Raw genomic sequence first — 14,201 nt, forward strand, 5'->3', positions numbered from 1 at the left:
GAATGTTTCCTTCTCGTTGAATATATAATGTCAAAATTAAAGGCAGCAACACAGCTTACGTTACTGCCCGTATTCCTTACTTACTTCTCGAAATCGCCGCGCTGGTATTCACCAGCTGCTTTCACGAAACCTGCGAACAATGGGTGACCATCACGCGGAGTTGACGTGAACTCTGGGTGGAATTGAGCCGCTACGAACCATGGGTGAGCTGGGTTCTCAATTACTTCTACCAGTTTCTTGTCTGCAGATAGGCCTGATACTTTCAGACCCGCTTTTTCGATTTGCGGACGAAGATTGTTGTTCACTTCATAACGGTGACGGTGACGCTCATGGATTGTCGCGTTGCCGTATAGTTCACGAGCTTTTGTACCTTTTTCTAGATGACACAGCTGTGAACCAAGACGCATAGTACCACCAAGGTCAGATTTTTCGGTACGTTCTTCAACTTTACCTTCGCCATCAACCCATTCAGTGATCAAACCTACCACAGGGTACTTCGTGTCTTTGTTAAATTCTGTTGAATGTGCACCTTCCATACCCGCTACGTTGCGCGCGTATTCAATCAGTGCCACTTGCATACCCAAACAAATACCTAGGTAAGGTACATTATTTTCACGAGCGTATTGTGCTGCGCGAATCTTACCTTCGATACCACGATCGCCGAAGCCACCAGGAACAAGGATTGCGTCTAGACCCTCTAGGATCTCAGTGCCTTTGTTCTCTACATCTTGAGAATCAACGTACTGAATCTTAACATTCAGACGGTTCTTAAGACCTGCGTGTTTCAGTGCTTCGTTTACTGATTTGTATGCATCAGGTAGTTCGATGTATTTACCGACCATACCGATAGTTACTTCACCAGTTGGGTTCGCTTCTTCGTAAATTACTTGTTCCCACTCAGACAGATCAGCTTCTGGCGCATTGATACCAAAGCGAGCACACACAAGATCATCTAGACCTTGAGCTTTGATTAACTGAGGGATCTTGTAGATAGAATCTACGTCTTTCATTGAGATAACTGCTTTTTCTTGTACGTTACAGAAAAGCGCAATTTTCTTACGTTCGTTCGCTGGGATCATACGATCTGAGCGACAAACAAGAATATCTGGTTGGATACCGATAGATAGCAACTCTTTAACAGAGTGCTGAGTTGGTTTCGTTTTCACTTCACCTGCAGCTGCTAGGTAAGGAACGAGTGTTAGGTGCATGAACATTGCGCGTTCACGGCCTAGCTCTACAGCAAGCTGACGAATCGCTTCCATGAATGGTAGTGATTCAATATCACCAACTGTGCCACCCACTTCAACGATAGCAACATCATGGCCTTCAGAGCCTGCAATTACACGGTCTTTGATAGCGTTAGTGATGTGAGGGATAACCTGAATGGTTGCACCTAGGTAATCACCGCGACGTTCTTTACGAAGTACGTCTGCGTAAACACGACCAGCAGTGAAGTTGTTACGCTTGGTCATCTTAGTGCGGATGAAACGCTCGTAGTGACCAAGGTCAAGGTCAGTCTCTGCGCCATCTTCCGTAACGAACACTTCACCGTGTTGAGTTGGGCTCATAGTGCCTGGATCAACGTTGATGTAAGGGTCAAGCTTCATCATAGTCACTTTAAGACCACGAGCTTCTAGAATAGCCGCAAGAGATGCTGCTGCAATACCTTTACCTAGAGAGGATACAACCCCGCCAGTAACAAAAATGTAATTTGTCGTCATGTTTAACCTGAAATTGGTTGAATGAGGGAAATGGAGTGCTTCTGGACGGGACGAAAATATACCAGAAGCTCCTTAACGCCACAACGTGAAATCTATCACACCGCAATTTTTTATTTTTTGCTTCAAATCAAAGTCGAGTGTTCATGCGAATTTCGCCCTATTCTTCCCTTTTAACTTCATCCCACATTGAATCTAGCTCAATCAAGCTGAAGTCCTTTAGTTGCTTACCTTTTTTGGCCACTTTAGCTTCTACACTTTTAAAACGCTTTGAGAACTTCAAATTTGCTTTCGCCAAGGCCACTTCGGGATCTTTACCTAAGTGCCGAGATAGGTTTACCGTTGCAAATAACAAATCCCCTAACTCAAGTTCAACCTTGGCTTCATCAGGCGTAATTTGAAGTGCCTCTTCCATGACCTCTTCAATTTCTTCCTGAACTTTTTCTACCACTGGTCCCAACGAGTCCCAATCAAAACCATACTTCGCGCATTTTTTCTGAATTTTTGTAGCACGAGAAAGCGCAGGTAGAGAGTTTGGTATTGAGTCTAGAATACTTTCTTCCGCTTTGCCTACTTGTGCTTTTTCTTTTGCTTTTTCCGCTTCCCAGTTGGCACTAATTTCGTCTTCAGAGGCAAACTCAACTTGAGAAAAAACATGCGGATGACGACGAGTCAGCTTTTCATTCACGGCATCGACCACATCCGAAAAATCGAACAGATTCTGTTCTTTTGCTAACTGACTATAGAAAATAACCTGATAAAGCAAATCCCCTAGCTCTTCTTTGAGGTTGTGCCAATCTCGATTTTGAATGGCATCCACCACTTCATAAGTTTCTTCAATGGTGTGAGGAACAATAGAGTCGAACGTCTGCTTCAAGTCCCAAGGACAACCGCTCTCTGGATCCCGCAGCTTCACCATGATTTGTTCTAACTGTTCAATTGGATGACTCATTTTCTGTTCCTTTAAACCTTTCTATCTAAAGAAAAAGGTGAGCAGTCAAAACCACTCACCTTCTACATTATTTTATTTTCTCAGCGGCTTTCACTAAGTAATTGTTACTTTGACAAGGCAACAAGTTTTCGCGACTCCTGAACATAGCTCGCCTATGTGCTGGAGCAAGAAAACGCAGTTAACGCAGTAAAAGTGACAAGTACGACGTGAAAGTTAGCCTAAGCGTTTCACCGACATGACATCCTTGATCTGCTCGACTCGTTTTGACACTCGCGAGAACACTTCCAAGTTTGTCACTTCGAGATCGAAGTCCATGATCGACATTTGCGTGCGGTAATCAACGCGACTCTTCATGCTGGTGACTTTGATTTTCTCGTTAGCAAACAGAGTGGTGATGTCTTTTAGTAAACCACTACGTTCCATCGCTTCTACGCGAACGGTTAGGATATATGAACCAACATAACCTCCCCCCCATACAGTATCAATGATACGTTCCGGCGCATGGTGACGAAGTTCTTCAAGCTGTTCACAGTCACTTCGGTGCACTGAGATACCTCGACCTTGTGTGATGTAACCTGAGATCTCATCACCTGGGATCGGCTGGCAACAACGCGCTAGATGCGTCATCAGGTTATCAACCCCCTCTACGACAACCGCATCTTTTTGTGGTCGGCTTTGAGCGGGTGCTTTACTCTCTGCTTCTTGCAGCTTTTCAAGCGCTTGCTTATCTTCTTCCTCTGCGGTCGGCTTATTAACTAACGCATTGATGTGATTGACAATTTGATTGATACGCAAATCACCACTACCAATCCCGACATAGAGTTCATCGGCACTGTTCACATTAAAACGCTTCACCGCGTAATGCTCCGCGTCTTTAAGTGTCGCACCAATTTTCACCAGTTCATGTTCGAGAATTTCACGGCCTGCTTCTAGGTTCTTCTCACGGCTTTGCTTGCGAAACCATGCGTTGATCTTCGCACGCGCGCGGCCTGAAGTAACAAAACCTAACGATGGGTTCAGCCAATCTCGAGATGGGTTAGGTTCTTTCTGAGTGATGATCTCGACTTGATCGCCCATTTGCAGTTTATGGGTGAATGGTACGATACGACCCGCCACTTTTGCGCCGATACAACGATGTCCCACTTCTGAGTGAATGTGGTAAGCAAAATCAAGCGGTGTCGCTCCCATAGGCAGATCAACAACATCACCGCGTGGGGTAAAGGCATAGACACGGTCATCAAATACCTGACTACGAAGCTCATCCAACATCTCACCGGAGTCAGACATCTCTTCTTGCCAATCGAGCAGTTTACGCAACCATGTGATCTTCTCATCGTAACCACTTCGAGTACTCGCCCCTTCTTTGTATTTCCAGTGCGCAGCAACACCCAGTTCCGAATCTTCGTGCATCTCTTTGGTGCGGATCTGGATCTCAATGGTCTTGCCTTCGGGACCAAGAATCACGGTATGGATAGATTGGTAGCCGTTTGGCTTCGGGTTCGCAACGTAATCGTCGAACTCACTTGGTAAGTGTTTGTATTTGGTGTGAACCACACCTAGAGCGGCATAACAGTCTTGAAGTTTGTCAGCGATGATACGTACCGCACGCACGTCAAATAATTCATCAAACGCCAGACTCTTCTTCTGCATTTTGCGCCAGATACTGTAGATGTGCTTTGGACGACCACTGACTTCTGCGTTGATGCCGCATACGGTCATTTCTTGAGTAAGGTCGTCGACAAAGTCTTTGATGTATTGTTCACGGACAATACGACGCTCAGCCAATTGCTTCGCGATTTGCTTGTAGGTTTCTGATTGTTGGTAGCGGAAAGCGTAATCTTCGATTTCCCATTTCAGCTGACCAATACCAAGGCGGTTTGCCAGAGGAGCATAAATGTTTGCACATTCTTTTGCCGCTGCACGACGAACTTCGTCCGGCGCTTTTTTAACTTCAATCAAATTGCAGATACGCTCTGCCAGCTTGATGACCACGCAACGGAAATCATCCACCATCGCGAGCAACATTCGACGAACGTTATCCACTTGAGAGGATGCCGCGCCACCCTCCATGGTGACGTTCAGTTGGCCGATGGCGGCCATTTCTTCAACGCCATCGATCAGCTTCATGATCTCTTTGCTGTACTTTTCTTCTAGCAACTCTCTATCAAAAGCACCGCTCGAAACCAAAGGAAACAGTTGCGCAGCGACTAAGGTCGCTTTGTCCATGGATAAGGTGATCAATATTTCGATCATCTCTCGTCCACGCCATAACAAAAGCTCAGCCTGTTCGCTGTCTGCCAACATCGATTGGCAGTCACGATACACTTCGATTAAACGTTTTGATATGTTCTTGTCTTGTCCTAGGCTAGCCACCCAGCTTTCAAGTTCAAACTGTTCATTTTGGTTTAAATGCGCGCTTCTTACCGCAACCATCTCATCATCCTAATTATTATATTTGTGTGGTTTGACTAACACCATCCAGGTTAGTTCTAGTGCCCCGCGTTATGCGTTGGCTTTTTGGCCACTCACCACAAGTAAGTAACCAAAACATTAAAAGTTAAGACTTTTCAAATAGCGCCATCGATTCTAGATGACTGGTATGAGGAAACATGTCTAGCATACCTAATTTGGTTAATGCGTAGCCTTGATCCAGTAAGCTCTGACTATCTCTAGCAAGGGTAGCAGGATTACAAGAAACATAAACTACACGCTGTGCGCCAAGTTTTGAAACTTGATCAATGATCCCGCTCGCACCCGCGCGTGCAGGGTCTAGCAGTACTTTATCAAACTGCTCCGCTGCCCACGCTTGTCCCTCAAAATCTTGTTCAAGGTTAGCGTGATAAAATTGTGCGTTATTGATTTGATTCAATAATGCGTTGTTTGCCGCCTTTTCTACCATTTCAGCCACACCCTCGACACCAACCACATGCTTTGCTTTTTTTGCGATTGGTAAGCTGAAATTACCCAAACCACAGAACAAATCTAACACTCGCTCATCGCTTTGAGGGTCTAACCACGCTACTGCTTGTGCAACCATTTTTTGATTCACAGTTTGATTTACTTGAATAAAGTTATTTGGCGTAAATGGCACTTTCACACCCACTTCTTGATAAAAAGGCGTGTCACCCTCAACCAAATCTAGCTGGTCCGTTTCAGGCATCAGATAAAGCGATGCATGATGACGCTTTGCTAATTCCACCAGTGTATTGGTTTCTTCTTCTGTCAACTTGCTCAAATGACGCAGCGTAATGCATGGACCACTGTCACCCAGAACCAATTCTACGTGACCAAGTTGTTCTGGCTTCTTAAACGCCTTTAACGCCGAGTATATTTCAGGCAGTAACACATTCAATTCTGGGGCCAAAACTGGGCAGTCGGTCACTTGAGCGATTTGCTTACTTTGCTTCTTTCTGAAACCAAAATGCAGCTGGCGTGTCTTTTTATCGACGAATAAACTCACACGAGCACGACGACGATAACCTAATGAAGCACCTAAAATTGGTGCTTCTAACTCGATATCGCTGCCCGCGAATTTTCGCATCAACTGACGCAATGTTTGCTGCTTGTGCGTCAATTGTTGGTCATAATTCAGATGCTGTAAGTCGCAGCCACCACATTCATGATAGTGCGGACAAAATGGCTCGACACGCGCATCACTTGGTTTAAGCACTTTGATCAATTTGCCTCGAGCAAATTTGCTCTTTTCTTCGACCAATTGAGCTACCACTTCTTCGCCTGGCAGCGCACCATCAACAAATACGGGTTTCTTATTAATGTAGGCAATGCCTGCGCCATGATGATCCAAACGCTCCACGCTCACCGCTTGGTGACGAGTATTCAGTTGCGTTTTCTTTTTAGGTTGAAAGATTCGTGCCATGCTTTGTGCCTGATTTTTATCTAATTGCCCAACAGCTTCACTATTCTTGATTGAGGCCGTTGTGTGATGCGAATGACTTGATTATGCTTACCGTTTATCCGGTAACGTCAATTTTTCTCGTATTGCTAATGAAAGCTTGAGAGTTATGCCGTTATTTTCCCATATCCAGACCCCAATGTAATCAGATAACATGACCAGATATGGCTTACGAGCTCGTGTAATTACCCTAACTCTCGCTCCGACACTAATAATTGGCTTATTACTAAGCGGATTTTTTTCATTTAACCGCTATCAAGATCTCGAGAAGCAAGTCATCAACACCGGTAATAGCATCATCGAACCGCTTGCTATTGCCAGTGAAACGCACCTTTTATCCGAAAGCAGAGAAGCGGTCCGCCGATTGATCAGTTACGCACACCGGAAAAATTCGAATTTAGTTCGTAGTATTGCGGTCTTCGATGAAAATCACGAACTCTTCGTAACTTCAAACTTCCATCCAAATTTTGAAGCGCTGACGTTCCCAAAAGATAAGCCTATCCCTCAATTGGGCAACTCAGAAATATTTGAACACTCTCTGATTCTACGTGTGCCTATCTTATCTGAGGGTCATTATCTATCAGAACTGTCTGCCGACAATCAAGGTACAAAAGCCATCGGTTATATTGCTGTTGAGATGGATCTATCTTCACTTCGTCTTCAGCAATATCAAGAAGTATTCTCCGCTTTTCTCGTTCTCATTTTAGGGCTTGGTTTAGCGAGTGTGTTTGCCTCTCGCTTGATGCACGACGTCACTCAGCCGATCACTCATATGAAGAATGTCGTGGATAGAATTCGTCGCGGTCATCTGGATGTGCGAATTGAGGGGAAAATGCACGGCGAGCTCGATCAACTTAAAAATGGCATCAACGCCATGGCCGTCTCGCTGTCGGAATACCACGTAGAGATGCAACACAGTATCGATCAAGCGACCTCAGACTTGCGTGAAACCCTTGAACAGCTCGAGATCCAAAACGTGGAGTTGGACATAGCGAAGAAACGCGCTCAAGAAGCTGCGCGGGTAAAATCAGAGTTTTTGGCAAACATGTCTCACGAACTTCGTACGCCACTCAATGGGGTGATTGGTTTTACTCGTCAGATGCTCAAAACTCAGCTTTCTAATAGTCAAACCGATTACCTGCAGACGATAGAGAAATCTGCCAATAATCTACTTAATATCATCAACGACATACTCGATTTTTCAAAACTCGAAGCAGGCAAACTGGCGCTAGAAAATATTCCTTTCAACTTCCGTGAAAGTTTAGAGGAAGTGGTGAATTTGCAAGCCACCAGCGCTCACGAAAAAGGGTTAGAAATTACGCTGAAAGTGGACCCAAAAATTCCACCAGGCGTCGTCGGTGACCCTCTGCGAATTCAACAGATTTTAACTAACTTAGTCGGAAACTCGATTAAGTTTACCGAACGCGGCAATATTGATATCAGTGTAGAGATGCGTTCACAGTCTGGTGACTCGGTCGAATTACAATTCATGGTACGCGATACCGGTATCGGTATTTCGGAGCGCCAGCAAGCTCAATTATTCCAAGCGTTCAGTCAAGCGGATGCGAGTATTTCTCGCCGTTATGGCGGTACTGGGCTTGGTTTGGTGATTACCCAGAAACTGGTTAGCCAGATGGGCGGTGAAATCAGCCTAACAAGCCGTCTTCATCAGGGGTCTACGTTCTGGTTCACCTTGCGCTTAAACGCAACCGACATGCCAATGAGCGATTTGATCGAAGTTGAATTGCTTTCTGGTAAGCAATTGCTGTTGGTTGAACCAAATATGCAAGCAGCTTCTATCACTCAGCAAATATTGAGTGAAGAGGGAATGATGGTTACCTACCGTTCATCACTGCCTGAAAGCCATGAACACTATGATTATGTACTCCTCAATTTGGCAGCAAACCAAACTTACGACGAGCAATCTGTCACCGTGTGGATTGAGCAAGCAAAATCGATGGCTCCAAGCGTAATCATGGCAACACCAAGTACTGAACTAGCGTTGGCAGACCAAGTCATGAGTGACTATCAAATTCAATGTCTAACCAAGCCACTATCACGTCGCAAATTGCTGCAAAGTCTGATCTCTGACCATGTTGAAACCCCTCAGGTTCCTGCGCCGATCGTCGAAACTATTGAAAGTGAACGACTCCCACTATCTGTATTGGCAGTAGACGATAACCCTGCTAACCTGAAGCTGATCTCTGCCCTGCTCAAAGAGCGCGTCGAAACGGTAACCGCATGTAGCAATGGCCAGCAAGCTGTGAACCTTGCAACAGAAAAGAAATACGACCTGATCTTTATGGATATCCAAATGCCATTAATGGACGGCGTAACAGCTTGTCAGCACATTAAAGAACTTGAGCTAAATAAAGAAACACCTGTGATTGCTGTCACCGCCCACGCAATGGCAGGCGAACGTGACAGATTGTTGGCCGCAGGTATGGATGACTACCTCACCAAGCCCATTGAAGAGCACGTACTTCAACAAGTGCTCGTACATTGGAATCCAAATACATGCTCAGAGCAAGTAGAGAAACTGACACCATCTTATTTAGACATCACAGAGTCTTTTGAACCCCTGCCTGCTCCTAAGCTAAAAGATGTGATCATCGACTGGCAAGCGGCACTAAAACAAAGTGCCAATAAAGAAGACTTAGCTAAAGACATGCTGAGCATGCTGGTTGGCTTTATCCCGGAGGTTGAAGAAGTCGTCGATCAAGCGTTAGAGCAAGAAGATTTTTCTCGTGACGATCTTATCCATGTAATTCATAAGTTGCACGGCAGTAGCTCCTACTGCGGCGTGCCGAGATTGAAAGCACTGTGTGCAACGCTAGAGCAAGCGCTACGTTCAGGAGCCAGTCTTGAAGAAATCGAACCGGAAATGTTTGAGTTACAAGATGAGATGATTAAGGTCACTACAACCGCGAAGCTCTATCTCGAACAGTAAGCGGCAACTTAGCAAAACGCACCGATAAAAAAGCCAGAGCATCGACTCTGGCTTTTTCGTCTTCAAATTTTATCCGCAATCAAGCGAGCTAGGATTCCAAGATCACGGTCGCTACGGCGTAATGACGTTCATCGGAAATCGATAGGTGAACGTGGTTCACACCCATCGACTCTGCGATTTGCTTGGCAACGCCAGATAACATCAACACCGGTTTACCAAACTCATCATTCGAAACCGTAAAGTCATGGAAAGTCACACCGTTAGCGATACCGGTTCCCAAGGCTTTTGATGCCGCTTCTTTCGCTGCGAAACGCTTCGCTAGATAACGACCTTGTTGTTTCAGCTCTGCAAATCTTGCCATTTCTTGCTCAGACAATATACGTTTTGCAAACGACTCACCAGTTCGACTGAGCGCTTTCTCAATGCGCTCAATCTCAGCAATGTCTGTGCCTAGTCCTAAAATTGCCATACTTAAATCTGATTATTTACGCGCGGCAACCATGATGGCTTTCATCTCTGCCACCGACTTTTCTAAGCCATCAAATACCGCACGACCGATGATCGAGTGACCGATGTTTAGCTCGTAGATTTCTGGCAGTGCCGCGATTGGTGCTACGTTGTGGTAAGTCAGACCGTGACCTGCGTTTACGATGATACCAAGATCGTGTGCGTAGCTTGCGCCTGCCGCAATTTTCTTAAGTTCATCAAGCTGATCTTCTTCTGTAGTCGCATCAGCGTAGTGACCCGTGTGAAGCTCAATGTACGGTGCGCCACAAGCTTTTGCCGCATCGATCTGTTGACGGTCAGCATCAATAAACAGAGAGACTTTGATGCCCGCATCGGTTAGCTTTTGCGTTGCCGCTTTCACTTTCTCAAGTTGGCCAACCACATCCAGACCACCTTCAGTGGTCAGTTCTTCGCGCTTTTCAGGTACCAGACAAACGAACTCAGGCTTAGTTTGAAGTGCAATCTCAACCATCTCATCCGTCACTGCCATTTCAAGGTTCATTCGAGTCTGAATGGTTTCACGCAAGATGCGTACATCACGATCATTGATATGACGACGGTCTTCACGTAGGTGAATGGTAATACCGTCAGCGCCCGCGCGCTCTGCGATTTCTGCAGCATGCACTGGATCTGGATATTTAGTACCACGTGCATTTCGTAGAGTGGCAATATGGTCGATATTAACGCCTAAGTAGATTGAGCTCATTTTCCATTACTCCGTGCTCTGGATGTCTGAATAAATAATTCACGACTTTTTAAAGGTTTGCCGCCAAGATACGGCTTTAATGCCTGTCGTGTAAAGCGTTTCGCCGCTTTTAATTGTTCTTTAGTGACGAATCGCCGTTCACTAATCGCAATCAATTCATTACCCAAAAATGTCAGGTTGTCGCGCCTTACTGAAGCGATGAATCCCTTTTGCTCTCGATAACGATAGGTCATATCAGGATCAACAGGCTCACCCGTGCCGGCGCAGTGCAAGAAATCGACGCCATAGCCCATTGAAGACAGCAGTGCCAATTCAAAACGGCGTAATCCAGGCTCTGGATTATCACACTGAGCAAGCTCTGTCAGTGCATGTAGATAATCGTGGAATAGAGCGGGCATTGGTACTTCTGCCATCAGTACACGACCGATTAACTCATTCACATACATCGCAGAATAAAGATGGATTCCACTCAAAGGTAAACCAAGGCTAATAGGCTCTGCTTGACGCAAAGTCTTCATTGAACCCTTACCTGACCATTTGAGCAATAAAGGGGTAAAAGGCTGTAACGCACCTTTCAAATTTGAACGCTTACCTCGGGCACCTTTTGCCATCAAAGTGACACGACCATACTCCTCGCTGAAAACATCAAGGATCAAGCTTGATTCACTGTACGGGCGACGATGCAATACAAAGCAACGTTGGAACCCCTCTGAAGACAGGTTGCTCATTTCAATCTGTGTGCCTACAAGTGTGGAATAAAAAATAAGGAGCCAAATGGCTCCTTATTCTAATCGATATTACATTTTAGTCGATGTTGGAACGAAGTCTCTTCGTTACCAAGCTACCGAGTAACCAAGCTTATAGGTCGTCAATGTAACCGAGTGAGCGCAATGCACGTTCGTCATCCGCCCAACCTGATTTCACTTTAACCCAAGTCTCAAGGTAGACCTTACGACCGAACAACTCTTCCATATCTAGGCGTGCTTCGCGACCAATGGTCTTGATCTTCTCACCACCTTTACCAATCACCATTTTCTTCTGACCGTTACGCTCAACCAGAATCAAGGCATTGATGTGGAAGCCGTCGGTTTCAGGGTTGTAATCGAAGCGTTCGATTTCAACTGTTACCGAGTAAGGGAGTTCTTCACCAGTAAAACGCATCAGCTTTTCACGTACGATTTCTGACGCCATGAAACGCTGAGAACGGTCTGTTACATACTCTTCAGGGAAGTGATGCGTCGCTTTCGGTAAGTGCTCGCGCACATGCTTACGCAGTACGTCAATGTTCTTACCTTGCTTCGCAGAGATTGGCACAACATCAACAAAATCCATTTTCTTGGACATGTCTGCCATGTGCATCATCACTTCATTACGATCTTGCACGTTATCGACTTTGTTTACACAAAGCACAACTGGGAAGTTCGATTTTTGAAGTTTAGTCAGAACCATCTCGTCGTCTTTGGTCCAATGCGTACCATCAACTAAGAAGAACACCAAGTTTACATCACTCAGAGAGGAGTTTGCCGCACGGTTCATCAAACGGTTAATGGCACGCTTTTCTTCAATGTGAAGTCCTGGTGTATCAACGTAAATCGCTTGGTAATCACCGTCCGTATCCACGCCCATAATTCGGTGACGTGTCGTTTGCGGCTTACGTGACGTGATCGAAATTTTCTGACCCAAAATTTTGTTCAGAAGCGTCGATTTACCTACGTTAGGGCGGCCAACAATAGCAATGAAGCCACAATGTTGGTTCTCTGGTGAACTTTGCTCACCAGGTGATGCAAAATATGCATCGATATCGAATTCGTTATCAGCCATTTGTTAATTGCTCAAGTGCTGTTTCTGCAGCCGCTTGTTCTGCCTTGCGGCGGCTGGTGCCTTTACCAATGACAGGCTTATCCACACCTGCTACTTCACACTCAACCGTGAACTCTTGGTTGTGCGCTTCACCTTTAATATTAGTCACTGTGTAAGCTGGCAGTGGTTTTCTTCTGCCTTGCAGGAACTCTTGTAGGCGAGTTTTTGGATCTTTCTGTGATACGCCTGGCTTAATCGCCTCAAGACGACTGTTGTACCAACTCAGTACAATACCACGCACAACTTCAAGATCACTATCAAGGTAAATCGCACCAATAATGGCTTCTACCGCATCGGCTAGAATAGAGTCTCGGCGGAATCCGCCACTCTTCAATTCACCTGGACCTAATTTTAAATAATCTCCTAGACCGAATTCACGACCCAGTTCCGCCAATGTGTGTCCGCGAACCAACGTTGCGCGCATACGGCTCATGTCACCCTCGTTTACTTTTGGAAAACGATGGTACAAATCATCAGCGATGACAAAACTTAAAATTGAATCGCCCAGAAACTCAAGACGTTCATTATGCTTACTGTTGGCGCTGCGGTGAGTCAGCGCCAGATGGATAAGCTCAGCATTATTAAACTGATAGCCAAGCTTTCTCTCTAATTTATCAATTGGAGAATTCATACTCTCTCGATATGTAGTGGTTAGTGAATACCGCCGATGCGATTAAAACGCACACCGGTAGGAATCCATGAAGGTAGAACGCTGTCTGCACTGCGCTCAAACTCAAAGCTTATCCAGATAGCGACTGCTTTTCCGACTAAGTTTGCTTCTGGTACAAAGCCCCAGTAACGGCTATCAGCACTGTTGTCACGGTTATCGCCCATCACAAAGTACTGACCTTGCGGTACAACCCACTCATTCACGCCAGGACGTGGCTGGTAGCTCTGCACTCGATCTCGAGACAGTGGGTTAACCAAAATTTGATGGGCTACGTCACCCAACTTTTCGTTCATTTGAATCAGAGGAATGCCGTTTTGAATAAATGGGCTTTCCTCTACATTGCTCAATTTCACTGGCTTACAAACCGACTCACCTTTTGTTTTGATACACAGATCTTTACCCTCTGAGTAACGAACAGTATCGCCCGGTAGGCCAACAACACGTTTGATATAATCAATGTTTGGTTGAGGTGGGTACTTAAATACCACAATATCACCACGCTCAGGTTTACCAGTTTCTACTAACTGAGTACGCCATACTGGATCTTTCAACCCATACGCGTATTTTTCCACCAAGATGAAGTCACCGACTAGCAAAGTTGGCATCATTGAGCCTGATGGAATTTGGAACGGTTCATAGATAAAAGAACGCAATACAAGAACGAATGCAATCACAGGGAAGATAGAAACGCTGTTCTCTATCCACCAAGGTTGGCTTTCAACTTTCTGAAGTGTCACCGCATCCAAACCATTAGCTGTCTGAGCTTGGATTTCCGCAACTTTGGCTTGACGCTTTTTCGCAAACACCAGTTTTTCAAGTAGCCAAACTACACCTGTTATCAGTGTCACGATAACGAGGATCAGTGAAAATGTATTCGCCATTAAATTCCCTTATCTAAAAATACGAAAGTGAAAGAGCCGAAACC

Annotated in this window: 11 protein-coding genes; 1 reads left to right on the forward strand and 10 read right to left on the reverse strand. The window is 45.4% G+C overall.

Translation table 11 applies throughout. From position 1 onward, the window contains the following. Window positions 1-80: 80 nt before the first annotated feature. From VA249_RS11935 to rlmD, 4 genes are all read right to left on the reverse strand, one after another. Entirely contained in the window at window positions 81-1,721 is a 1,641-nt protein-coding gene (locus VA249_RS11935) for a CTP synthase (protein ID WP_221068118.1), read from the reverse strand. Window positions 1,722-1,878: 157 nt separating this feature from the next. Then, window positions 1,879-2,670 (reverse strand): nucleoside triphosphate pyrophosphohydrolase, encoded by a 792-nt coding sequence (gene mazG / locus VA249_RS11940; RefSeq protein ID WP_221068119.1) that lies wholly within the window; start codon window positions 2,668-2,670, stop codon window positions 1,879-1,881. Between the two features lie 213 nt (window positions 2,671-2,883). Next, on the reverse strand, window positions 2,884-5,103 hold the full coding sequence (relA, locus tag VA249_RS11945; protein WP_221068120.1) for a GTP diphosphokinase: 2,220 nt from the start codon (window positions 5,101-5,103) through the stop codon (window positions 2,884-2,886). Between the two features lie 124 nt (window positions 5,104-5,227). Further along, window positions 5,228-6,547, reverse strand: coding sequence for a 23S rRNA (uracil(1939)-C(5))-methyltransferase RlmD (gene rlmD, locus VA249_RS11950; RefSeq protein ID WP_221068121.1), 1,320 nt, complete (start codon window positions 6,545-6,547; stop codon window positions 5,228-5,230). Between the two features lie 190 nt (window positions 6,548-6,737). On the opposite strand from rlmD, the gene barA reads away from it, so the two are divergent. Next, window positions 6,738-9,533, forward strand: coding sequence for a two-component sensor histidine kinase BarA (gene barA, locus VA249_RS11955; RefSeq protein ID WP_221068122.1), 2,796 nt, complete (start codon window positions 6,738-6,740; stop codon window positions 9,531-9,533). A gap of 88 nt (window positions 9,534-9,621) precedes the next feature. On the opposite strand, the gene acpS is transcribed toward barA, so the two are convergent. From acpS to lepB, 6 genes are all read right to left on the reverse strand, one after another. After that, window positions 9,622-10,002 carry a holo-ACP synthase gene (acpS, locus tag VA249_RS11960; RefSeq protein ID WP_221068123.1) on the reverse strand — a complete coding sequence of 127 codons (381 nt, stop codon included), beginning with the start codon at window positions 10,000-10,002 and terminating at the stop codon, window positions 9,622-9,624. 12 nt (window positions 10,003-10,014) lie between these two features. Further along, window positions 10,015-10,746 (reverse strand): pyridoxine 5'-phosphate synthase, encoded by a 732-nt coding sequence (gene pdxJ, locus VA249_RS11965; RefSeq protein ID WP_128810175.1) that lies wholly within the window; start codon window positions 10,744-10,746, stop codon window positions 10,015-10,017. Further along, complete coding sequence (gene recO, locus VA249_RS11970; RefSeq protein ID WP_221068124.1) at window positions 10,743-11,474, reverse strand: DNA repair protein RecO; 732 nt, start codon at window positions 11,472-11,474, stop codon at window positions 10,743-10,745. Before recO ends, pdxJ begins: the two co-directional genes overlap by 4 nt. 130 nt (window positions 11,475-11,604) lie before the next feature. Then, window positions 11,605-12,567, reverse strand: coding sequence for a GTPase Era (era, locus tag VA249_RS11975; protein WP_128810173.1), 963 nt, complete (start codon window positions 12,565-12,567; stop codon window positions 11,605-11,607). Next, window positions 12,560-13,237, reverse strand: coding sequence for a ribonuclease III (gene rnc, locus VA249_RS11980; RefSeq protein ID WP_128810172.1), 678 nt, complete (start codon window positions 13,235-13,237; stop codon window positions 12,560-12,562). Before rnc ends, era begins: the two co-directional genes overlap by 8 nt. Window positions 13,238-13,257: 20 nt before the next feature. Beyond that, a complete protein-coding gene (gene lepB, locus VA249_RS11985) occupies window positions 13,258-14,157 on the reverse strand; it encodes a signal peptidase I (RefSeq protein WP_211915967.1) in 900 nt (299 codons plus the stop codon). Window positions 14,158-14,201 lie beyond the last annotated feature (44 nt).

This window comes from Vibrio alfacsensis (genome assembly GCF_019670485.1).
Taxonomy (GTDB): domain Bacteria; phylum Pseudomonadota; class Gammaproteobacteria; order Enterobacterales; family Vibrionaceae; genus Vibrio; species Vibrio alfacsensis.